31 protein-coding genes are annotated in these 19238 nt (G+C 65.8%); 14 read left to right on the forward strand and 17 right to left on the reverse strand.

What is annotated here, in order from left to right; translation table 11 throughout:
• Positions 1–63: 63 nt before the first annotated feature.
• From KBY96_RS01965 to KBY96_RS01990, 6 genes are all read left to right on the forward strand, one after another.
• Complete coding sequence (locus KBY96_RS01965; protein WP_254977503.1) at positions 64–567, forward strand: type IV pilin protein; 504 nt, start codon at positions 64–66, stop codon at positions 565–567.
• A 115-nt stretch (positions 568–682) separates the two neighbouring features.
• The gene (locus KBY96_RS01970) at positions 683–2509 is read left to right on the forward strand and encodes a DCC1-like thiol-disulfide oxidoreductase family protein (protein ID WP_254977504.1); all 1827 of its coding nucleotides are present in this window, start codon (positions 683–685) and stop codon (positions 2507–2509) included.
• Complete coding sequence (locus KBY96_RS01975) at positions 2502–4085, forward strand: class I SAM-dependent methyltransferase (protein WP_254977505.1); 1584 nt, start codon at positions 2502–2504, stop codon at positions 4083–4085. Before KBY96_RS01970 ends, KBY96_RS01975 begins: the two co-directional genes overlap by 8 nt.
• A gap of 62 nt (positions 4086–4147) precedes the next feature.
• Positions 4148–4393 (forward strand): FitA-like ribbon-helix-helix domain-containing protein, encoded by a 246-nt coding sequence (locus KBY96_RS01980; RefSeq protein ID WP_254977506.1) that lies wholly within the window; start codon positions 4148–4150, stop codon positions 4391–4393.
• A 2-nt stretch (positions 4394–4395) separates the two neighbouring features.
• Entirely contained in the window at positions 4396–4791 is a 396-nt protein-coding gene (locus tag KBY96_RS01985; RefSeq protein ID WP_254977652.1) for a type II toxin-antitoxin system VapC family toxin, read from the forward strand.
• A gap of 73 nt (positions 4792–4864) precedes the next feature.
• The gene (locus tag KBY96_RS01990) at positions 4865–5017 is read left to right on the forward strand and encodes a hypothetical protein (RefSeq protein ID WP_254977507.1); all 153 of its coding nucleotides are present in this window, start codon (positions 4865–4867) and stop codon (positions 5015–5017) included.
• Between the two features lie 209 nt (positions 5018–5226).
• Here KBY96_RS01990 and KBY96_RS01995 read toward each other — a convergent pair whose 3' ends face one another.
• The 10 genes from KBY96_RS01995 to KBY96_RS02040 all read right to left on the reverse strand — a co-directional run bounded on the left by KBY96_RS01995 (position 5227) and on the right by KBY96_RS02040 (position 9532).
• Positions 5227–5619 carry a PIN domain-containing protein gene (locus KBY96_RS01995; protein WP_254977508.1) on the reverse strand — a complete coding sequence of 131 codons (393 nt, stop codon included), beginning with the start codon at positions 5617–5619 and terminating at the stop codon, positions 5227–5229.
• Positions 5606–5851, reverse strand: coding sequence for an AbrB/MazE/SpoVT family DNA-binding domain-containing protein (locus tag KBY96_RS02000; protein ID WP_254977509.1), 246 nt, complete (start codon positions 5849–5851; stop codon positions 5606–5608). The genes KBY96_RS01995 and KBY96_RS02000 overlap by 14 nt, the downstream gene beginning before the upstream one ends.
• 232 nt (positions 5852–6083) lie before the next feature.
• Entirely contained in the window at positions 6084–6389 is a 306-nt protein-coding gene (locus KBY96_RS02005) for a hypothetical protein (RefSeq protein ID WP_254977510.1), read from the reverse strand.
• On the reverse strand, positions 6386–6733 hold the full coding sequence (locus KBY96_RS02010) for a hypothetical protein (protein ID WP_254977653.1): 348 nt from the start codon (positions 6731–6733) through the stop codon (positions 6386–6388). The genes KBY96_RS02005 and KBY96_RS02010 overlap by 4 nt, the downstream gene beginning before the upstream one ends.
• 34 nt (positions 6734–6767) lie before the next feature.
• A complete protein-coding gene (locus KBY96_RS02015; protein ID WP_254977511.1) occupies positions 6768–7178 on the reverse strand; it encodes a type II toxin-antitoxin system YhaV family toxin in 411 nt (136 codons plus the stop codon).
• Positions 7175–7501, reverse strand: a complete 327-nt coding sequence (locus KBY96_RS02020; protein WP_254977512.1) for a hypothetical protein — start codon at positions 7499–7501, stop codon at positions 7175–7177. The genes KBY96_RS02015 and KBY96_RS02020 overlap by 4 nt, the downstream gene beginning before the upstream one ends.
• A gap of 45 nt (positions 7502–7546) precedes the next feature.
• Positions 7547–8158, reverse strand: a complete 612-nt coding sequence (locus KBY96_RS02025) for a type II secretion system protein J (protein WP_254977513.1) — start codon at positions 8156–8158, stop codon at positions 7547–7549.
• Positions 8158–8661, reverse strand: a complete 504-nt coding sequence (locus KBY96_RS02030) for a prepilin-type N-terminal cleavage/methylation domain-containing protein (RefSeq protein ID WP_254977514.1) — start codon at positions 8659–8661, stop codon at positions 8158–8160. The genes KBY96_RS02025 and KBY96_RS02030 overlap by 1 nt, the downstream gene beginning before the upstream one ends.
• Positions 8658–9071 carry a hypothetical protein gene (locus KBY96_RS02035; RefSeq protein WP_254977515.1) on the reverse strand — a complete coding sequence of 138 codons (414 nt, stop codon included), beginning with the start codon at positions 9069–9071 and terminating at the stop codon, positions 8658–8660. The genes KBY96_RS02030 and KBY96_RS02035 overlap by 4 nt, the downstream gene beginning before the upstream one ends.
• On the reverse strand, positions 9068–9532 hold the full coding sequence (locus tag KBY96_RS02040) for a hypothetical protein (protein ID WP_254977516.1): 465 nt from the start codon (positions 9530–9532) through the stop codon (positions 9068–9070). Before KBY96_RS02040 ends, KBY96_RS02035 begins: the two co-directional genes overlap by 4 nt.
• 149 nt (positions 9533–9681) lie before the next feature.
• Between KBY96_RS02040 and KBY96_RS02045 the strand changes: the two genes are divergently transcribed.
• Both KBY96_RS02045 and KBY96_RS02050 read left to right on the forward strand, forming a co-directional pair.
• Positions 9682–9942, forward strand: coding sequence for a type II toxin-antitoxin system Phd/YefM family antitoxin (locus KBY96_RS02045; RefSeq protein ID WP_254977517.1), 261 nt, complete (start codon positions 9682–9684; stop codon positions 9940–9942).
• Positions 9943–9973: 31 nt separating this feature from the next.
• On the forward strand, positions 9974–10228 hold the full coding sequence (locus KBY96_RS02050; protein WP_254977518.1) for a Txe/YoeB family addiction module toxin: 255 nt from the start codon (positions 9974–9976) through the stop codon (positions 10226–10228).
• Here KBY96_RS02050 and KBY96_RS02055 read toward each other — a convergent pair.
• Positions 10222–11376, reverse strand: a complete 1155-nt coding sequence (locus KBY96_RS02055) for an ATP-binding protein (protein ID WP_254977519.1) — start codon at positions 11374–11376, stop codon at positions 10222–10224. The two genes, KBY96_RS02050 and KBY96_RS02055, sit on opposite strands and share 7 nt — an antisense overlap.
• Positions 11377–11512: 136 nt before the next feature.
• Between KBY96_RS02055 and vapB the strand changes: the two genes are divergently transcribed.
• Together vapB and KBY96_RS02065 are read left to right on the forward strand one after the other, a co-directional pair.
• Positions 11513–11995, forward strand: coding sequence for a type II toxin-antitoxin system VapB family antitoxin (gene vapB, locus KBY96_RS02060; protein WP_254977520.1), 483 nt, complete (start codon positions 11513–11515; stop codon positions 11993–11995).
• Entirely contained in the window at positions 11992–12402 is a 411-nt protein-coding gene (locus KBY96_RS02065; protein WP_254977521.1) for a type II toxin-antitoxin system VapC family toxin, read from the forward strand. Before vapB ends, KBY96_RS02065 begins: the two co-directional genes overlap by 4 nt.
• A gap of 41 nt (positions 12403–12443) precedes the next feature.
• Here KBY96_RS02065 and KBY96_RS02070 read toward each other — a convergent pair whose 3' ends face one another.
• Entirely contained in the window at positions 12444–12656 is a 213-nt protein-coding gene (locus tag KBY96_RS02070) for a hypothetical protein (protein WP_254977522.1), read from the reverse strand.
• Between the two features lie 246 nt (positions 12657–12902).
• Between KBY96_RS02070 and KBY96_RS02075 the strand changes: the two genes are divergently transcribed.
• Positions 12903–13136: a FitA-like ribbon-helix-helix domain-containing protein gene (locus tag KBY96_RS02075; protein ID WP_254977523.1), complete on the forward strand. Its 234-nt coding sequence runs from the start codon at positions 12903–12905 to the stop codon at positions 13134–13136.
• Positions 13126–13599, forward strand: coding sequence for a type II toxin-antitoxin system VapC family toxin (locus KBY96_RS02080; RefSeq protein ID WP_254977524.1), 474 nt, complete (start codon positions 13126–13128; stop codon positions 13597–13599). The genes KBY96_RS02075 and KBY96_RS02080 overlap by 11 nt, the downstream gene beginning before the upstream one ends.
• On the opposite strand, the gene KBY96_RS02085 is transcribed toward KBY96_RS02080, so the two are convergent.
• The 4 genes from KBY96_RS02085 to lepA form a co-directional block, all read right to left on the reverse strand.
• A complete protein-coding gene (locus KBY96_RS02085; protein ID WP_254977654.1) occupies positions 13556–14182 on the reverse strand; it encodes a Uma2 family endonuclease in 627 nt (208 codons plus the stop codon). The genes KBY96_RS02080 and KBY96_RS02085 overlap by 44 nt on opposite strands.
• A 141-nt stretch (positions 14183–14323) precedes the next feature.
• A complete protein-coding gene (locus KBY96_RS02090) occupies positions 14324–14764 on the reverse strand; it encodes a nucleotidyltransferase domain-containing protein (RefSeq protein WP_254977525.1) in 441 nt (146 codons plus the stop codon).
• Entirely contained in the window at positions 14712–15131 is a 420-nt protein-coding gene (locus tag KBY96_RS02095) for a HEPN domain-containing protein (RefSeq protein ID WP_254977526.1), read from the reverse strand. Before KBY96_RS02095 ends, KBY96_RS02090 begins: the two co-directional genes overlap by 53 nt.
• 9 nt (positions 15132–15140) lie before the next feature.
• Positions 15141–16949: a translation elongation factor 4 gene (lepA, locus tag KBY96_RS02100; RefSeq protein ID WP_254977527.1), complete on the reverse strand. Its 1809-nt coding sequence runs from the start codon at positions 16947–16949 to the stop codon at positions 15141–15143.
• Between the two features lie 149 nt (positions 16950–17098).
• On the opposite strand from lepA, the gene KBY96_RS02105 reads away from it, so the two are divergent.
• Positions 17099–17695, forward strand: a complete 597-nt coding sequence (locus tag KBY96_RS02105; protein ID WP_254977528.1) for a hypothetical protein — start codon at positions 17099–17101, stop codon at positions 17693–17695.
• Between the two features lie 54 nt (positions 17696–17749).
• Positions 17750–18010: a NifU family protein gene (locus KBY96_RS02110; protein ID WP_254977529.1), complete on the forward strand. Its 261-nt coding sequence runs from the start codon at positions 17750–17752 to the stop codon at positions 18008–18010.
• Positions 18011–18071: 61 nt separating this feature from the next.
• On the opposite strand, the gene KBY96_RS02115 is transcribed toward KBY96_RS02110, so the two are convergent.
• Positions 18072–18737, reverse strand: coding sequence for a prepilin-type N-terminal cleavage/methylation domain-containing protein (locus KBY96_RS02115; protein ID WP_254977530.1), 666 nt, complete (start codon positions 18735–18737; stop codon positions 18072–18074).
• Positions 18738–19238 lie beyond the last annotated feature (501 nt).

Genomic DNA, 19238 nt, shown 5'->3' on the forward strand with positions numbered 1-19238 from the left:
AACACCTGCAGGTTCAACCCATCCCCGCAGGATTAGAAAGCATCCAGTTGCACCACACAGGCAATGACCAGACTTCATGCATCGAGCCGCAAGCAGCTGTTGCTGCAGCTGCTCAACAAGCCCAGCGGTCTCCAGAGCGCTACCAGCAAGGGTTTCACCCTGATCGAACTACTGGTTGTGATCGTGATCCTCGGCGTTTTGGGCGCTGTGGGTTATCAGGCCTACGTGAATCAGATTGGGCGGGCGAATGCTGCACAAGCTCAAAATACCGCGACAGCAATTGCCAAGAATTGCGCCGCGCTGCTTGTAACGGGGGATGAAGACCAGTTTGCCGACGCCATTGCAGATATATCCGTGTCTGACGATGTAGTCGTGAATGCTCCTAATTGCGCTTTGCCTTCCCCCCACCAAGTCACCGTAGGCACTGGCCAATTTCTCCGTACATCGACGGCAACAGTCAATCTCAATGGATCTGTAACTCCTGGAGCAATTGATGAAGGTGGCGGCGGTGGCGACGGCGGTGGCGACGGCGGTGGCGACGGCGGTGGCGACGGCGGTGGCGACTGAGTAGCATTCCCGCCGGAAGTTAAACATCGCGCGCATACGTACTCCAAGCAGCCTTCGGGCTGCTTTTTTTTGGCCTCCCAATCGATCACAAGTTCTCGTCCCCGCGTCACTGGCGATGTCCGATCTCAGCCCACGGCAACATCGCCAGCTTCCCTGGCTGGAGCGGCTGCAGCTTGACCCACGCTCCCTGGCACTCATGCGCATCGCCATCGGCCTGATCGCCACGGTGAATGCCGGGGTGCGTCTCACAGCTCTGGAGTTGTTGCCATCCGCTGCCGGGGTGTTGCCGCGCAGCAGCCCGGGGCTCCATCCAGGCTGGGCATGGTCGCTGCACTTCATCAACGACAGCGTGGGCTTCCAGATCCTGTTGCTGATCGCCTACGGGCTGCTGGGGTTGGTGGTGGCCCTGGGCTGGCGCACCAGGCCCGCACTGGTGCTGCTCTTCCTCGCCACCATCTCCCTGCATCACAGCAATCCGCTGCTGAACAACACCGGCGATCAGCAGCTCGGCATCGTGTTGCTCTGGGCCTGTCTGCTGCCAGTGGCCAGCCGCTTCTCGCTTGATTCCCTGCTCTGGGCGGGCTCAAGTCCTGAACCGCTGCCTAAAAATCAAGCTGCCAGCAGGATCAACGTCGCCGAAACGGGCTATCTGATCCAGATCGCCCTGATCTACTGGGTGGCGGGCAGCCACAAAGACATCAACGGCTGGCTGATCACTGGCGATGCGGTGTGGTACGCCTTCAACATCGACTGGTTCGCCCATCCCCTGGCCGTCGCTCTACTGCAGGCGCCGGCGCTGCTGCAGTTGTTCACCCGCTCGGCCTTTCTGATCCAGTGGATCACGCCCGTGCTGATCCTGCTGCCGGTGCGTTCCCAGGCTCCGCGGCTGCTGGGCACCGGCCTGCTACTCACCATGCATATCGGCTTTCTGCCGTTCCTCAAGCTCGGACTGTTTCCCTGGATCAGCATCGCCTCCCTGCTGGCCCTGCTGCCGCCCTGCATCTGGCCCTCCACCAAACCAGCCCGATCCCCACAGGCCCAGCAAACCACGATCTTTTTCGATCAGGAGTGCCGCTTCTGCCGCGCCGCCGCCGAGATCGTGCGGGCCTTTCTGGTGATCCCCGCCGTGCCGATCTGTCCAGCCCAGCAGGATCCAGAGATCCAGGCGCTGATGACAGCCAGTAAATCCTGGGTGGTTTGCGATCGCCAGGGGGTGTTGCACACCGAGTTCATAGCCTTCATCGCGCTCTGCACCCTCTCGCCCTGGGCGCGGCCCTTCAGGCCGCTACTGGCTGCCATCGCGCCCCTCGGCAGGTGCACCTACCGCGTTGTTGCCGATCACCGCGGCCGGGCCTGGGCCACCCTGGTGTGGCTGCGGGGCTCCCGGCCGCCAGCCAGCGAATCCCCATCACCGTGGCCGACCATTGCGTTGCTGCTGCTGATGGTGGCCTCCACCCTCCAGGTGCTCTGGGCCGGAACGGGCTCAGCGCTGACTCGCATCAGCGAGCCCGCTGGCGATCTGTTTCGGGCGGCGGGCTTCCGGCAGCGCTGGCAGGTGTTCGCCCCCATGCCCCTCCGCCAGGACGGCTGGTTTGAAGTGCGCATCACGCCCTCCGATGCTCCCCAGCAACGGCGGCTGGCGCCAACCCTTGCGCCCTGGACGCGCCAAGACAACCCCTTCCAGCAGCAGGAGGTGTACCGCAACCAGCGCCAACGCAAGTTCTTCAGCAACCTGTTCGATCCAGACAACCAGCGCGCCGCTGAGGCCTACCTGGCCTACCTTTGCCGCCAGCACCGATCAGAGCTCGTCGGCAGCAGATCCGCCCCCGAGACACCGCTGGATCTGGAGCTGGTGTTCATGCAGGAAACCACCAACCCGCCACCCCAGCCGCCCGCTGCTCCCATGCCCGTGGTGAAAGCTGCGTTCAGCTGTGATGGCTAGCCCCACCTGGAACCACGGCTACTTCACGCAGGACGTGTACACCGCCGGGTTCTTCCGCGAAACGGCGCCCAGCTGGCTGGATTTCGCGGCCCTGCTGCAGGGGGCGGCGCCGCCCCGGGCCGGCGAGGGGGCGCCGTTCCGCTATCTGGATCTGGGCTGCGGCATGGGCTTTCACATCGCCCTGCTGGCGGCGCTCTATCCGGAAGGGCAGTTCGTGGGGATCGATTTCCATCCCCAGCACATCGCCCACGGCCGCGGCCTCGCCCAGCGGCTCGGCCTCAGCAATCTCCAGCTCCATGAGGCCGACCTGCTCACCCTGCAGGCCGATCCCGCCGCCCGCCGCACACTCCTGGGCCCAAACCCCTTCGCCTATGTGGTGAGCCACGGCGTGGCCACCTGGGTGGTGGAGCCGGTGCAGCAGGCGCTGCTGGCGGTGGCGTCGGCGTCGCTGGGGCCCGATGGGCTCTTCTACTGCTCCTACAACACCCATCCCGGCTGGCTCAGCCGCAGCGCCCTGCATCAGCTGATCCACCTGCAGCGCCAGCGCTCCGATCCGGCCGATCCCCAGGCGCCGATCCGCTGGGCGATCGCCACCCAGCGCGCCCTGCTCGGTGACGCCAAGGCGCCGAACACGCCCTTCGGGCGCTCGTTCCCCGGCATGGCCGGCCTGCTGGCCCAGCACGAGCGGGAAGACCCGCGCTACGTGAGCCAGGAATACGCCAACGACGGCTGGCAGCCGCTCTACGTGGCCGAGATGCACGAGCGCTGCGCCGCCCACAAGCTCAGCCCGCTCACCAGCGCCACCCTCACCGAGCTGTTCCCCGGCCTGCTGCCGGTCGAGCTGCGCCAGCTGCTGGAGCGCGAACCCAACCCCACCGTGCGCGCCACCCTGATCGACATCGCCGTGAACCAGTCGTTCCGGCGCGATGTGTTCTGCCGTGGCGTCCAGCGGCTCACGCCCGCCGAACAGCTGGAGCGGCTCAGCGCCCTGCGCTTCCGTCTGCAGTTGCCGCAACCCCTGAAGAGCTACGAATTCAGCACCAGCTACGGCACCGTGCGCGGCGACACCGCCGTGTACCGCCGCGCCGACCAGGCCCTCGCCGATGCCGATGGGCCCCTGGAGCTGGCCGCCTGGGCGGAGGCCGCCGCCATCGAGCCCCAGGAACTGGCCCAGCTGGCGGCGTTCCTGCTCACCTGGAACCGCGTGGGCCTCGACCGCGGCGAGGCCGGCGAGGCGGCAGTGGCCGGCGTGCAGGCCGCCAACCAGCGCATCGGCGAGCTGCGCGAAGCCCGCGCCCCTTACACCTGGCTGGGCGCGCCGCGCATCGGCAACGGCGTGTGGATCAGCCTCAGCGAACAGCTGCTCGCCCAGGGCCTGGCCGCCGGCCTCTCCGGCGAGCTGCTCACCACCCTGGTGCGCGGCAGCCTCCTCGGCGCCGGCGCCGTGATCCCCGGCAAGAAGGGCGAACCCCTCACCCAGGAGTCGGCCCAGCTCAAGGCCCTCCAGCAGCAGGCCACCCAGCTCGAGCAGCAGGGCCTGGGCTGGCTGCAGAGCCTGGGGGTGATGGGGGGTTGAGGCGCCAGGCGCAACCAGAATGGATCCATACTGGTGGCGCCAGTGCTGGAGCGCAGGCTGTCATGGCCAGAACCCTCACCCTCAAAAACCTGCCCGATGCCCTCCATGCCCGGCTGGCCGCTGCTGCCAGGCGACACCGGCGCAGCCTCAACAACGAGGCCATCGTGTGCCTTGAGGCAGGCCTCGGCGCTGCCCCCCTGCCCGTCGAACAGCAACTCACGGAGATCAGGGCCCTCCGCGAGAGCCTCGGCACCCACAGCTTTGATCCGGCGGAGATCGATGCCCTCAAGCGCGAGGGCCGGCCTTGATCGTGGTGGACACCAACGTGGTGGCCTATCTGCTGCTGCCCGGCCCCAGGACGCCACAGGCAGAGGCGCTCTTGCTGCACCACCCCCAGTGGGCGGCACCGCCGCTCTGGCGCAGCGAGTGGCGCAACGTGCTTGCCGCTTACCTCCGGCGCGACCATCTGCAGCTGCCTGAAGCTGTCGCGCTGATGCAACAGGCGGAGATGCTTCTCGCTGCCCATGACGCACCCGTCAACTCGGAGCATGTGCTGCAGCTGGTGAGCCACAGCCCCTGCAGCGCTTACGACTGTGAGTTCGTGGCAGCCGCCCAGCAGTTGGGGGTGCACCTGGTCACCGAAGATCGCGCGATCCTTGCGGCCTTCCCTGATCTGGCGCAGCCGTTGCCCCAGGTCGCAGCCTGATGGCAGACCTTGCATTCATTGGGATCCTCATGGCGTGAGCTGGCATGCAACCTGCCGATGCAACCCCCTCGCCGTGGCGGCTCAGGCGGACAGTTCTCCGTACCACGGAATGGATGAACTGGAAGACAGGTACTTCGGTGCCATCGAGGCCGAGCGCGTGCGCCGCGGCGAATCGAGCACCCGCAGCCTTGACGCCGTGATCGCGGACCTTGGCCTGGACGATTGAGATCTCCAGCGCAGCCGAACGGCAGCTGCACAAGCTGGACAAGACCACCGCGAAGCGACTGGCCGCATACCTGCAGCAAGTGGTGGCTGACTCGGCCGATCCACGCACGCGGGGGAAGTCACTGTCAGGGCCACTGGGAGGTCTGTGGCGTTTGAGTTGCCTTCCCTGATCTGACGCTGCCGTTGCCCCAGCCCGCACCCTGAGCCCGATCAGCCTGCCTGCAACAGCGCCACGCCCTTGGCCCCGGAGAACCGCCGGTCAAACGTGAGCACCGGCAAGGCAGCGGCGCTGGTGGCGCGGGCCAGGATCAGCTGGTCGGCCAGGTCGCCACCCTGACGGAACTGATCCAGGGAATCGATCACCGCGTCGATGTCATCGACCACCACACCACGGGTGCGCACCAGACGCTCCAGCAGCCCATGGCGGGTGGCGCGATCCAGGTCGTAGCCCCGCAGCACCCAGGCCACCTCGGCAAGCACCACATCGGGGAGGTAGACGCCGCTGGCGATCGCATCGAGGAAGGCCTTCTCTGCGACTGGTGTCTGCAGCGGATCGTCGCCGATCAGCAGCCGCACCACCACGTTGGTGTCAAGGGTCGTCACGACCGGCGGCAGCGGCGATTGCACGGTCCATGTCTTCAACGCTCATCACCCGCTCCACCCGAGGCCGGTGGCGGAAGAGGTCCTCCGGTTCGTACTTCGAGGGCACCAGCACCAGGCGGCCATGGCGATCGATCGAGGCCTGCAACCTGGCCCCGGGGGCCAGGCCGAGGGCGTCGCGCAGCTGCCGAGGGATCGTCAGCTGGCCTTTGGAGGTGAGCGTCACGGTGGCCATCTGTGCAGTGTAAGGCGGCTTGCCTTACCTGGACGATTGAGATCTCCAGCCCAGCCGAACGGCAGCTGCGCAAGCTGGATAGGCGCGGGCCAGGTGATTGCGGATCAGCACGCACGATGCCCGCATCAGACCCTTGATAGCGTGATAGCAGGCCTTGATCAGGGTGAACACAAGCGCTCAGTTCAGCCCCCACGCCTCCGCCACCTCCCGCAGGCGGCGGGCCTCCGCCGGATCAGGCCCATTGCCCATCTTTGAGCTCGCCGATGGCATAGCGGTGCAACACGCTGCTGATCAGGGTCTGATACGGCATGCCCAGCTGGAGCGCTCTGACGCGCAGAGATGCCAGATCAGCGCCGGAGAGCCGAATGTTGATCCGTTGGTCCTTCTGGCCCGTGGCATGGGCCGCCTGCCTGATCTGATCCAGCAGCTCTGGAGTGGCCACTGAACGCAGCTCGCCAAACTCCATGGCATCGAGGAGCTCACGCTCCTCAGCGTCGAGGGGATGGTTGCTTCGAGGAAGGTCGTTGGGGAGCGTCATGGCGTGTCCCGGTGGAGGTAAGCGCGGGTGGCTTTTCGGCTGGGAATGATCGTCTTGAGAAACAGATGGTCGTCGGCTTCGACGTAGGGAATCAGATAGACAGAGCCATTCACCTCGACGACGAGGATGCGCTGGTCGGGGTAGCGACCTGGATTGGGGTGTGCCAGCACATCGAGCAAGCCCCCGGTTTCGATGGCCACCACAACGGCTTCGAAACACCAGCGCGGCTGACCGGCAGCTGCGCAAGCTGGACAGGCGCGGCCCAGGTGACTGCGGATCCGCACGCACGATGCGCGGATCAGACCCTTGATAGCGTGATAGCAGGCCTTGATCGTGGCGAACACCAAGGTGGTGCTCGAGAGAACCGCCGGTCAACGCTCAGCGCCGGTCGAGCTCAGCCTGCAGGCTCTGCCAGGTGTCGGGGAAGTCGCCGCGACTCACCATGCGCGAGAAGGCGGCATAGCAGTCGCTGCGGTCACCCTCCTTGCGGGGGAAGCCGAGCCAGAGAATGAGCAGCACACGCCGGCCCTCGGCCTCGAACGGCCGGAAAAACAGGCGGTAGCGCTCGGGGAGGCCAAGACCCTTCAGGCGTCCGTAACGCCGCAGCGGGCCACGCAGGGCAAAGCGGCTGGCGTAAGGACCGGCGGCGATGTGCTCCTTGATCCCCTCCATCACCGCTGCCAGATACTTGAGACGCGTCACCTCAGCCTTCAGCTCGGCGTACTGGCGCGCGAACAGCTGGGGCTGGAAGGCGATCTCCCAGCCGTGGCGCACCAAGTGCGGGCTCATTCAGCCTCAACGTTCACGCTGGCGAGCAGTTGCTCGTCTTCGGCTGCCATGGCTTCGCTGTAGAACACCGGGCCAGATTCGGCGGCGAGCGCTTCACGGCTGAGAAAGTCGAGAAACAGCCCCAGCATCAGGCTCTCCTCCTCCCCACCCTGCTGCTCCTGGGCGGGTTCCAGCCGCAGCAGCAGGGTTGTGTCGCTGAGCACTTCCACCTGGCCTGAGGCCCCGGCGAACTGGGGGTGATCGCGATAGAAGGCGGCCGCCAGTCGCAGCCCGGAGGAGTTGCCGATCCGAGCCGGCGTGGCGCGGTAGGGGGAAGCGGGCATGGCAGCAGGCCACGAGGGCCGGACTTACGTAACGTAAGTCCAACTCTACGGCGGCTCGCTGGGCGGCGGCTCCAGCGGCGCCAGCGCCACCTGCTCCTGGCGGGTGGTCTGGCCGTCGGCCAGCTGGCGCGTGAGCTCCAGGCTGAGCAGCCCCGAAGGGCTGGGCGTCACCGTGAAGCCGGCCTCTCCCGGCAGCGCGTCGATCAGCACCCGCGACGCCGCGGTGCCGTCGCTCCATTCGCCGTCGAGCCCGTAGGCCGGGCCGCAGCGCATCAGCACGTCCCCGCGCCAGATCGAGGATGGCGCCGCGCCGCGGCTGAACAGCACCGCCACGCTCTGGCCGCTGCGGTTGCGGCCCTGGAGCTGCAGCACAAACGCCCGTCCCGCCAGGCTGCAGCCGCCCGGCAAGGGCGCCTCGCCCGACTGAAACGTCACCGCCTCGGCCCGCTGCAGCTCGCCGCGCACCAGCTCCAGGGCCCGCTCGCCCGCCTGCCGCTCCCGCAGCCAGCGGCCCAGGCGGCCCACCTGGCGCAGGTCGCCCACCAGCAACTGCAGCACCATGGCGCTCACCAGGCCCGAGAGCGCCAGCGTCACCAGCAGCTCCACCAGCGTGAAGCCGTTTTCCTGCCGGGCCCCACGGCAACACATCCGCGTCATCACGCCCTCTCGTCGCGCACGCAGTTGGCGGCGCTCACGCCACCACTGCCCTCATCGCGGCCCAGCCGCAGCACCCCCAGCGGCAGCGCCATCACCAGGCAGCGACGCAGCTCGGTGCCGGCACTGGACACCACCACGGTGCCGCCGTCGATCAGCAGCCCGTTGGCCGTGAAGCGCAGCTCCAGCGGCAGGTTGTGGCTGATCTCCAACCGGCCGCCCGCCACCTCGGCCGCCTCCAGCAATCCGCCGGAGCCGTCCACCGAGAGGCTGCGGCTGCGGCCGTGGCGGAGGGCCAGATCGCGCTCGCGCTCGATCACCATGGCCAGCTCCCGGGCCGCCACCTCCACCCGCTGGGTGGCCAACAGGCCCCAGCCCATCCAGCCGCCGATCGCCAGCAGCAGCCCCAGCACCACCACGGCCACCAGCAGCTCTTGCAGGGTGAACCCCTCAGCGGCGCGGTGGGCAGTTCGGGCGCCCGCGCGTTCACCCCGGCGCCAGCTCACGAGTCACCTCCCGCCGGAGCGCAGAGGCCATACACCGCCAGATCGAACACCCGCGTGCGGCTGTGGTCGTCGCCGATCCGCGCCGTGGCGGTGAGGGTCTGGGCGGCGGTGTCGCCCGTGAGGGTGAGGGCAACCTCCGGATCGCCCTCGGCATCGCTTTGGGCGCCGCTTTGAACGCCGTGCTCAACACACCCGTCATCGGGCACCGCAACGGAGCCATCGCGCCGCCCGGCCGCCAGGGCCTGCAGCCGCGCCTGCACCGCCAGCAGCTGTTCGTCGGCCTGGCGCTGCTGGCTCAGCAGCTGGCCGGCGTCGTGACTGGAGTGGGCGGTGCGGGCCCAGATCCCCAGCGAGCCGGTGAGCGAGCCCAGCACGATGCTGCCGGCCACCAGCACTTCCACCAGGTTCATGAGTCCGCCCCCCGCAGACCCCGCTCCTCGATGCCCACCAGCTGCGGGGGCTCCGCGATCCAGTGCACCGCGAAGGCAGCCCGCGGCGCCGGATCGCGGCCCGTGAGCTCCAGCACCAGCTCGCCACTGCCCTGGTCGGGGTTCGCCTGCTGGGAGCCGCCGCCGGGCGCATAGGCCACCAGCCGGTAGCCCTCGCCGGCCTCGATCCCAGGGCAGGGATGGGCGTCGGGCCAGGCGCTATGGGGCAACACCAGCAAGTCCGGGCACTGGCGCTGCAAGCGCCCCGCCAGCACCTGGGCGGCGCTCATCAGCTCATCTTCCGCCTGGCGGCGCTGGCGCTGCACCGCCGCCTGCAAGCGGCTCTGCAACGCCAGGGTGAGCAACAACAGGCTGCTGAGCATCAACAACAGCGCCACCAGCATCGACATCGGCAGCAGGAATCCCTCCTGCCCTGGCGACAACGAACGACGGGCCGCACCAGCCCTCCGCAACATGAAAGAGCCAGGCATCCACCCACCTCGGCAACGACCACGTCAGCGTTGCCACGGCCCACCGCAGACCCGCAACCATTCGCAACACCTGTACAGTGGCGCGTACAGGCGAAATAGGCATGGACGCCATCTCCTACACCGCGGCGCGGGCCAACCTGGCCGGGACCATGAGCCGCGTCTGCGACGACCACGAGCCGGTGGTGATCACCCGCCGCGGGGAGCCAGCGGTGGTGATGCTGTCGCTGGAGGATTTCAAGGCACTGGAAGAAACCGCCTACCTCCTGCGCAGCCCTGCAAACGCCCAGCGCCTCCTGCAATCCATCGCCGCCCTGGAGGCCGGCCGGGGTAAGGAGCGCGAGCTTTCATCAGGCGCTTCATGATGAACACAGCCCCAGCTCAGCACCAGATGTCGTGAAGCTGATCTTCTCCGAGCAGGCTTGGGAAGATGATCTCTATTGGCAGCGACATGACCGCAAGCTGCTGCAGCGCATCAACAGGCTCATCGAGGAGATTCGCCGCGATCCTTTCAGCGGGATCGGCAAACCGGAGCCGCTGCGCCATGCGCTGGCTGGATACTGGTCACGGCGCATCGATGACGAGCACCGCATCGTCTACAAACCGACTGACGAGGGCCTCCTGATTGCCCAGTTGCGCTATCACTACTGAAGCAGCCCAGTCCCGGGCCTCATCCCCCGCAGAAAGCACGCCAGCGGCAGACAGTCGATGCCGTCGACGCGCAGCGGTTCGGGGCCGAGATGCAGGAGAGCCGCCTCACTCTCGGGATAATCCTCGCGAAAGGCCTTGAGGCCCGCCAGATCACGGCGGTGCACGCGGCGACTGCGCTTCACCTCCAGGGCTACGAATGTGCCGGGGCCGTACACCACGAAATCCACCTCTCGGCCGGCGCGGGTGCGCCAGTACGACAGCGTTTCGGTGCCGCCGCGGTAGGCAATCCAGGCGCGCAGGTGCTGGGCCACCAGGCCCTCGAGGCCCATGCCCTCGATCTCGGCGGGCGCATCGAGCGGGCCAGCAGGCCGCAGCGAGCGATACACGCCGGCGTCGAAGTAGAAAAATTTGGGATGGGCCACCAGCTGACGCTGCGCCCGGCGCTGAAACGCCGGCACTCGAAAGGCCAGCAGCAGATCCTCCAGGATCTCGAGGTAGCCCTCCACCGTCTTGCGGCTGACGCTGCACTCACGCGCCACGGCCGCCAGGTTGAGCGGGGAGCCGTGGGAGAAGCTGATCGCCTCCAGGAAGCGCGCAAAGGCACCCACATCGCGCACCAACGCCTCGGCACGCACCTCCTGCTGCAGGTAGAGCGAGGCATAGGCCGCCAGGGTGCGGGCCGGATCGGCCGCCTGCACCACCAGCGGCACCAGCCCGACAGCAAGGGCCCGCTGCAGATCAAACGCCTCGCCCAGTTCGGCGGCCATGAACGGATGCAGGGAGGCCTCCACCAACCGCCCGGCCAGCAGGTTCCAGCTGCCGCGGCGCAGCTTGCGGGCGCTGGAGCCGGTGAGCACGAAGCGCAGCTCCGGCCGCTGCTCCACCAGGGCGTGCACCACATCGAGCAGGGCCGGCGCCTTCTGCACCTCGTCAATCACCACGGTGCGGCCTGAGGGTTGGGCGGCGATGCGCTCACTCAGGCGCTCGGGCCGGGCCTGGTAGAGGCGCTGGAGCTCCGGATCCAGCAGATCAAGCCAGAGGGCATCGGCCAGCCGCTGCCGCAGCCAGGTGGACTTCCCCGTGCCCCGGGGGCCGAACAGGAAGAAGCTCCCCGCTGGAGCCCGAAAAAATCGCCCGAAAACCGCCAAAAACGCTGCTGATCCGGCGACATCGCCTCCATTTTTGCATCTTTTCCGCTGCTGCCCCTGTTCAGCAGCCCCAGAAAGGCATCGATGACCTCCCGGATGAAGGCGCTGGGGCGCGCATCAGCTGATGCCGGAATTGATGTTCCCTCCGGTGGAGCACCTGCGCTCGCAGCAGCAGAGCGTGGCCAGCGAAGCGGAAATCCTGCACACCATCGACCAGCACAGGTTGATGGGGCGAGGGATCGGCTACGTGGATGCGGGCCTGATCACGTCCTGCCTGCTCAGCGGCTGCCGGCTTTGGACCCTGGTGCGCGTGTCAAGCGACACCGGCTCTTGGCCCGCGCCAGTTGCTGTAGCGTGTACATCCGCGTACATCCACAGCCCCATGGCCAGGACGCGTCTCTTCCGTAACGGCCACTCCCAGGCCGTGCGCATTCCCGCAGAGCTCGCCTATGAGTACAACAACCTCGAACTCGAGATCGAGCGCGTTGGCGATGAGATCCGCATCCGTCCAGCCGCCCGGCCGATCACTGGGGCGCTGGAGGCTCTGGCCAGCTTCTCGCCCACCTTCCTGGCAGGCGGCCGTGGGGAGCAAGACCAGCAGGAGAGGCCCACTCTGTGAGTTCAACGCCTCGTTACCTGCTCGACACCAACATCTGCATCTACCTGATGAAGCATCAGCCCCCGGAGGTGGCCGAGCGCTTCGCCCGATGCCGCGTCGGGGAGGTGCGGATCTCGGCCATCACCGCCGCGGAGCTGGAATTCGGTGTGGTGGCCTCCGGTGCGGACGAGCCGAGCAATCGGCAGGCCCTGGACCGTTTCCTGCAGGAGGTGCCGGTGGCGGCCTTCGACGCCGCTTCCGCCCGTGCCTATGGCCTGGTGCGCTGGGCGACCCGTGAACGGCGGCGGGATGCGCTCGACAAGCTGATCGCAGCCCATGCCCTTGCCCTGGGAGTCACGCTGGTGACCAACAACCCCGCAGACTTCTCCGCCTACCCCGGTCTGGCCATCGAGAACTGGGTGGCGTAGGAGCCCCTTCATCTGTGGGTGGAACACCTGAATCCGCTGGTTCATCCCTGGTTGAGCGGATTCTGATTCTGTACAGCCTGTACAGAATGACGATGGACCGAAAACAGCCTCCACGTGGGCACCAGGCAGGCATCGGGATTGGCCTGGCACACGCGCTCGAACTGATCGGCGTTGAGCCGCAGGTCCCACGGCAGCTGCAGCGGCTGCACACCCGGCGGCGAGCTCTGCGGCGAGCTTGGCGGCGCCAGCGTCATCGGCCTTTCCCGGGTGATCTTCAGGGTAGAGGTGTGTTTTTGCCCCGACTGGCGGTGCTATCACGCTAGCAAGCGCATGCAGGCGGAAAAAACACTGCGTCGCTTGGCTCAATTAGCAGACCGTCGAAATGATCGGCTATCGCCGATCTGGCCGCGCATCGCACCAGGGGCTGCGACCCTGGGCGCCGGCACGGACGCCACGCCCCGAGCCCGTCGCTATCATTGGCGCTATCAATCGGAGGTCTCATGGCCCAGGTGCTCATCCGCCAACTGGACGACCAGGTGGTGGCCGCGCTGCGGGCCCGCGCCCGCGCCCGTGGCGTCTCCCTGGAGCAGAGCCTGCGCGATCTGCTCACCGCCGCCGCTCAGGACGGCGACTCGCTTCGGGTCGACCTGGCGCGCCTGCGGGCCACCACACCGCCCGCCGGCCGCAGCCTCGATGTGGCGGCCCTGATCCGCGACGACCGCGATGGCCGCTGAACCGGCCGTCTGGGTGGTGGATGCCTCGGTGGCCTTCGGCTGGTTTGCCGCGGTGCCGGGATCGGAGCAGGCCGCCCAGCTGCTGGATGCCGGGCCTGCCGCTCTGCTGCTGGCACCGGATCTGGTGCTGGTGGAACTGCTCAACACGGCCTGGAAAAGCCTGCGGCTGGGGGCGATCACCCCCGAGCAGTTCGAGGTGCTGGCCCACCGCGCCGCCGAACCCTTTCACCAGTTGGTTCCCGCCGCGACGCTGCTGGCCCGGGCCAGCCACTGGTGCCGGGAACTCGATCACCCGGCTTCCGACTGCCTCTATGTGGCCCTGGCCGAGCGGGACCACGCCACCTTGATCACGGCCGATCAGCGCCTGCTGCGCAAGCTGAAGGACCAACGGCCGGGGCTCCCCGCCGCCATGGATCTGCTCAGACGTCCCAGATCGGGCCCAGATCCAGCACCAGGCCGCTGAACAACTCACCGCCATCGAGGCGGGTTGCGCTGTCGAGCCGCTCCGGGTTCGCTCCGGCACCGGCCCGCCAGATCTCCACCGCCCGCTCCTCGGGCAGCAACAACCAGCCCAGCTGGGCGCCATTGGCCAGGTAGGCGTCCATCTTCCGGCGCAGTGCGCTGAGGCCACGCGGCCCCTCATCAGATGCGCTGGCCAGTTCCGCCACCAGATCCGGGCAGAGGGGCGCGAAACCCCGTCGCTGCTCAGGGCTGAGGGCCTGCCAGCGCTCCAGCCGCACCAGGGTGGCATCGGGGCTGAGCACCGAGCCATCGGGAAGGCGGAAGCCGGCGGAACTGTCGAACACCCTCCAGCAACCCGATGACTTGGCAAAGGTGGTGAGCTGAAACAGCAACTCGCTGTTGCGAGCGCCGGTTTCACTGCCGGTGGGCGTCATGGCGATCAGCTGGCCATCGGCGGAGAGTTCCAGCACGGCATCGGGATTGGCCTGGCACACGCGCTCGAACTGATCGGCGTTGAGCCGCAGGTCCCAGGGCAGCTGCAGCGGCTGCAGTGCTGCTGATGGGCTTGGCGGTGCCAGCGTCACGGACATTCCCCCCAGTGCTTACCGCAGTGCTTCCAGGGTAGTGGTGTGTTTTTTGGCTCACAGGGCGGCGCTATCAAGAGAGCACACGCAAGTTGGCGCCAAAACGAATGAGTTGCTTGTGCCCAGGCAGCATCGGGCATGTCAGCTCAGAGCATCAAAGTGCTCGGCGAGGGGCTCATCGAAATCAGCCGCCACCTCGATGTCTCCCTTCATCGCACCAGGGGCTGCAACTTTCTCCACCAACCACCGCACCTCCCGCCCCAGCACCTCGGCCAGCTTCGGATTCCACTGGGGCAGCGTGTCCCACTCGGCGCGGCTGTACACGAGCAGGTCGGTGGCCAGGGGCAGGGGGGTGGTGTCCCACCGGCGCAGGCGCTCCCACACCGGCAGGTGACAGTGGCTGAGGATCAGCAGCAGGTCGAGGTCGCTGCCCACGCCGGCATCGCCGCGGCCGTAGGAGCCGAACACCCCCACCGCCTCGAGATCGGGGTTGGCGGCGGCCTGCTGCTCGGCCCAGGCGCGGGCCTGCTCAAGCACCGCCTCGGAGCTCGGCCAGCGCAGCACCGATCCAGTGGATGACATCGCTGGCATGGGCGAGGGCCTGCTCGCTCTGCAGTCTGCCGAAATGTTCGCCGGGCGTGCCCTCGGGGTAGCTATCGGGATAGCGGGTGGGGATGTAGAAGCCGTCGAGCAACCGCAGACGATCCTCCAGCCCCTCGGGGGGCGGCGGCGATGGCGGCCAATCGGCGGGTACGTCCGCCCACAGTCGGGTGAGGGTGTGGCCCCAGGCCTGGGTGCCAAGAGCGAGGTTGAGGGCCTTGAGGGCTTTCTCGGTGGCCTGGTGGGCGGCGAAACAGGCCCATTCATGGCGACCAGCCGCCATAGAGGCCTCGGCCTGCTCCAGATCCCGCAGGGCCTGTGAATACCAATCCCCCGAGCGGTCACCCACGGCCGTCACCTACTGGTTCAGCTTGAGCACCGCCATGAAGGCTTCCTGGGGCACTTCCACGCGGCCCATGGCCTTCATGCGTTTTTTGCCCTTGGCCTGTTTCTTGAGCAGTTTCTTCTTGCGGGAGATGTCGCCGCCGTAGCACTTGGCGAGCACGTCTTTGCGGATGGCGCTGATGCTCTCGGAGGCGATGATGCGGCTGCCGATCGAGGCCTGGATGGGGATCTTGAACTGCTGGCGGGGGATCAGCTCCTTCAGCTTCTCCACCAGCGATTTACCCACCGCATAGGCCTTGTCGCGGTGCACGATGGTGGTGAGCGGATCGGCCTTCTCGGCGTTGATCAGCACATCGAGGCGCACCAGCTCATTTTTGCGGTAGCCGATCAGGGAGTATTCCATCGAGGCGTAGCCCTTGGTGCGGCTCTTCATCTGATCGAAGAAGTCGGTTACCACCTCCGCCAGGGGCAGCTCGTAGTGGAGCGTGACGCGGTCGGTGGTGATGTATTTCATGTCGATGAACTCACCGCGGCGCTCCTGGCACAGCTCCATCAGGGTGCCGTTGTAGATGTTGGGGCTGTAGATCTCCAGCTTCACGTAGGGCTCCTCGATCGACTCGCGCTTCTGCGGATCCGGCAGGGTGGCGGGGTTGTCGATCATCAGGGTGCTGCCATCGAGCATGTTCACCCGATACACCACGGAGGGCGCGGTCACGATCAGATCGAGGTTGTATTCGCGCTCCAGCCGCTCCTGCACGATCTCCATGTGCAGCAGCCCCAGAAAACCGCAGCGAAACCCGAAGCCCATGGCGCTGCTGGTTTCCGGCTCGTAGCGCAGGGCGGCATCGCTGAGCTGGAGCTTGCCGAGGGCCTCGCGCAGGTCGGGGTACTGGTCGGCGTCGGTGGGGAACAGGCCGCAGAACACCATCGGCTTGGCCTCGGTGTAACCGGGCAGCGGCGCGGCCGCCGGGTTGGAGGCCAGGGTGATGGTGTCACCCACGCGGGCATCGGCCACGGCCTTGATCGAGGCCGCCAGATAGCCCACCTCACCGGCATGGAGGCTGGCTGTGGGCTGCTGATCGGGCGCCATCACGCCGATCTCATCGAGTTCGTAGGTTTTGCCGCTCACCATCAGCAGCACCTTGTCTTTGGTGCTGAGCTGGCCGCTGATCACGCGGAAATACACGATCACGCCCCGGTAGGGGTCGTAGTAGGAATCAAAGATCAGCGCCTGCAGCGGTTCGGCCATCCGATCCACGGGCGCCGGCACCCGATCCACCACCGCCTGCAGGATCTCGGGCACGCCGAGGCCGGTTTTGGCGGAGCAGGCGATCGCCTTGGAGCAATCGAGCCCGATGATCGCCTCGATCTCTTCTTTGATGCGCTCAGGATCGGCGCCGGGCAGGTCGATCTTGTTGAGCACCGGGATGATCTCGAGATCGTTCTCCAGGGCCAGATACACATTGGCGAGGGTCTGCGCCTCCACGCCCTGGCTGGCATCCACCACCAGCAGGGCGCCTTCGCAGGCCTGGAGCGAACGGCTCACCTCATAGGAGAAGTCGACATGGCCGGGGGTATCGATGAGGTTGAGCACGTAGCTCTCACCATCGGCGGCGGTGTAGTGCATGCGGGCGGCCTGGAGCTTGATGGTGATGCCGCGCTCACGTTCCAGCTCCATGTTGTCGAGGAATTGCTCCTGCATCTCCCGCACCGCCACCGTGCCGGTGTCCTGCAGCAGGCGATCGGCCAGGGTGGATTTGCCGTGGTCGATATGGGCGATGATGCAGAAATTGCGGATGCGGGAAACGGGAACGTCGGTCATGCGGCGGGTGGCAAGGCGGTGAAGGCCGAACCGTGGCCGCATCTGAGCGGTGAGGCCAGGGGCGGAGGCTCAGATGATCCTAAGGATGGAGGAGCCTGAAATCAAAACTGCCACCTAAGGTTGGTGCACCGGAAACGGGATCTGCCGCCATGGACAGCCAGGATCCCAAACCGATCGAGCAGCGCTTCATTTCACGCAGCGAGGGTGAACTGCTGCTGTTCGGCGCGGCGCAGGATCTGGCCCGGCAGAAGGGTGCGCTGAAAGACGACAACCCAGCGCTGTTCGAGCGCTCGCGGCTGGGCCGCAGCAGCTATGCACTGGTGGATGACCACGACCGGGTGATCGCCCGGATCCCGCTGGAGGCTGCACGGAAGCGCCTGAAGCAGCGCATGCGCATCTCCCGGCGGGTGCTGCGCGGGCCGCTGCGCAGGCTGCCGGCGGTGGCACGCCAGGGCGACATGGGATTCACGGTGCATCAGCTGCGGCTGATGGACGACGAACCGCGGGCGCTGGCCTGGGCGATCGGCAGCGCTGAAGACTTTCCCGATCGCGGCTCACGGCTGGAGAACGGCCTGATCACGGCGGGGCTGCTGTGCCTGTGCGTGCTGCCGGGGCTGTGGTATGTGAGCTACCGCTACAAGCAGCGGCTGGAGTACCAGGAGGCGTTGCGGGCGCTGGTGGCCCGCTGGCGGGGCAAGGGCCGGCCCAATCCGCCCGACAGCTTCTTCCGGCTTGCCGAGCAGTGAGTCAGCTGCGGGGTGCGGTTCCTATGATCGGGCTCCACGTGATGCCGAGCCGCCATGAGCACCGAAGCCACCACCACCGATCCCAGCGCCCTCACGATCGAAAACGTGGAGCGCACGCTGGATGAGCTGCGGCCTTACCTGATGGCCGACGGCGGCAATGTGGAAGTGGTGGAGATCGAAGGGCCGATCGTGAAGGTGCGGCTGCAGGGCGCCTGCGGCAGCTGCCCGAGCAGCACGATGACACTCAAGATGGGCATCGAGCGCAAGCTGCGCGAGGCGATTCCGGAGATTGATGAGGTTGTGCAGGTGCTCTGATTTCCATTCTGATGCCTGCAGTCCACCTGACGGGCAAACCGAGGACTTAATCGCCTCAAGTCTAATCGCAATCTCCAATTAGCCCTGGGTTGCTTGGATTTTCTGGATTGCAGACAAAAACACTTTTAGCATGTGCAACCACACACGCTCCAGACTCCTCCCCAAAATTACTACCAGGGAAATTCACCTGATAAACAACTTGACGACTGCTGGTTGACTGAGTGCAACCTGCCGGATCTAGAACGAGTTGCGCATTTCGCAGCACAACTCCAGTTGCATGGAGCGCACCATCACTTCCCACAGCATGCTCAAGAACTCCATTACGAAACACTCGAGGACCACATCTCTCAATATTGCCATTGCGATTAAAGTACTCGATTCCGCTGCGATTTTCATCAGAAGCATAAATACCAGCGGGCTTTGGTACATACATTGTAAAACCTTGTGTTCCAGAAGCCGTGCATTCAGGCGCAGTTTGTCCTAGCTCAATTTCATCAGATTCCGACGCCTCAATCTGAATGAGATAATTTAATCTACTTAGATTCTCTCTCACTCTCTGAGTTGCTTCAAGGCGCCTGCCCTCAAGAAGTTGTCCAATCATCACTTGGGCGGTGCCAGCAGCCAATAGTGCAGCAATAATTCCAGCCACCAATAACTCTGGGAGCGTGAATCCATGTTGGCAACCGATTCCCCAAGGCCCATGGGATTTAAGTGTTTTACGTTTCATAATGCAAACAATGGTTTTGAAGAGAAAACTGTCAAGCTCTTGTTGGTCTTGATATAGATACTAGATTGTTTGCCATTCGGCCGAGGCGTCGCTACAAGAATCACTATTGCCTCCAGATGGCCTGCCAATGTCTACAGATCCGAGCACAGGTGATATGCGAACACATCGCGAAGGTCCCCCACCACTTAAAGTAATTTTTAGTTTGAAGCCAGCGCCCGGAGTCCCGCCAGCCGTAGTGCTACCTGCAGTTTGTGTCCACAGGCCTCTAGGAGTGAAATAGATGGGAGACGTGCCTTGCTCAATCGAAAGAGCCACAGAATCGCCCTGAATGTCAGGTATTCTAATTTCTCCTCCAGGCAAGGTAGTATTTGTGCAATCTGTAGATGCCACAGCTTGACCAGCCTGACTTGAACTTTGGACGAATGTAAGCCGACAACCGCCAATGTCACGACTATTAGAATTCGAATCGACATTAGCAGCTACATTTCTTACGTTTTCAAT

Origin of the sequence: Cyanobium sp. ATX 6A2 (assembly GCF_024346355.1) — a bacterium.
Taxonomy (GTDB): Bacteria; Cyanobacteriota; Cyanobacteriia; order PCC-6307; family Cyanobiaceae; genus NIES-981.

Excerpts from the sequence above, each read along its gene's own strand:
- KBY96_RS01980 (WP_254977506.1), top strand. The coding sequence starts at position 4,148 with ATGGCCAGAACCCTCACCCTCAAAAACCTGCCCGATGCCCTCCATGCC.
- KBY96_RS01975 (WP_254977505.1), top strand. The coding sequence starts at position 2,502 with ATGGCTAGCCCCACCTGGAACCACGGCTACTTCACGCAGGACGTGTAC.
- KBY96_RS01965 (WP_254977503.1), top strand. The coding sequence starts at position 64 with ATGACCAGACTTCATGCATCGAGCCGCAAGCAGCTGTTGCTGCAGCTG.
- KBY96_RS02070 (WP_254977522.1), bottom strand. The coding sequence starts at position 12,656 with ATGACGCTGGCGCCGCCAAGCTCGCCGCAGAGCTCGCCGCCGGGTGTG.
- KBY96_RS02005 (WP_254977510.1), bottom strand. The coding sequence starts at position 6,389 with ATGACGCTCCCCAACGACCTTCCTCGAAGCAACCATCCCCTCGACGCT.
- lepA (WP_254977527.1), bottom strand. The coding sequence starts at position 16,949 with ATGACCGACGTTCCCGTTTCCCGCATCCGCAATTTCTGCATCATCGCC.
- KBY96_RS02015 (WP_254977511.1), bottom strand. The coding sequence starts at position 7,178 with ATGAGCCCGCACTTGGTGCGCCACGGCTGGGAGATCGCCTTCCAGCCC.
- vapB (WP_254977520.1), top strand. The coding sequence starts at position 11,513 with ATGTTCCCTCCGGTGGAGCACCTGCGCTCGCAGCAGCAGAGCGTGGCC.
- KBY96_RS02000 (WP_254977509.1), bottom strand. The coding sequence starts at position 5,851 with ATGGCCACCGTGACGCTCACCTCCAAAGGCCAGCTGACGATCCCTCGG.
- KBY96_RS02025 (WP_254977513.1), bottom strand. The coding sequence starts at position 8,158 with ATGACGCGGATGTGTTGCCGTGGGGCCCGGCAGGAAAACGGCTTCACG.
- KBY96_RS02090 (WP_254977525.1), bottom strand. The coding sequence starts at position 14,764 with ATGTCATCCACTGGATCGGTGCTGCGCTGGCCGAGCTCCGAGGCGGTG.
- KBY96_RS02110 (WP_254977529.1), top strand. The coding sequence starts at position 17,750 with ATGAGCACCGAAGCCACCACCACCGATCCCAGCGCCCTCACGATCGAA.
- KBY96_RS01970 (WP_254977504.1), top strand. The coding sequence starts at position 683 with ATGTCCGATCTCAGCCCACGGCAACATCGCCAGCTTCCCTGGCTGGAG.
- KBY96_RS02105 (WP_254977528.1), top strand. The coding sequence starts at position 17,099 with ATGGACAGCCAGGATCCCAAACCGATCGAGCAGCGCTTCATTTCACGC.
- KBY96_RS02045 (WP_254977517.1), top strand. The coding sequence starts at position 9,682 with ATGGACGCCATCTCCTACACCGCGGCGCGGGCCAACCTGGCCGGGACC.
- KBY96_RS02115 (WP_254977530.1), bottom strand. The coding sequence starts at position 18,737 with ATGAAACGTAAAACACTTAAATCCCATGGGCCTTGGGGAATCGGTTGC.
- KBY96_RS02080 (WP_254977524.1), top strand. The coding sequence starts at position 13,126 with ATGGCCGCTGAACCGGCCGTCTGGGTGGTGGATGCCTCGGTGGCCTTC.
- KBY96_RS02035 (WP_254977515.1), bottom strand. The coding sequence starts at position 9,071 with ATGAACCTGGTGGAAGTGCTGGTGGCCGGCAGCATCGTGCTGGGCTCG.
- KBY96_RS02075 (WP_254977523.1), top strand. The coding sequence starts at position 12,903 with ATGGCCCAGGTGCTCATCCGCCAACTGGACGACCAGGTGGTGGCCGCG.
- KBY96_RS02020 (WP_254977512.1), bottom strand. The coding sequence starts at position 7,501 with ATGCCCGCTTCCCCCTACCGCGCCACGCCGGCTCGGATCGGCAACTCC.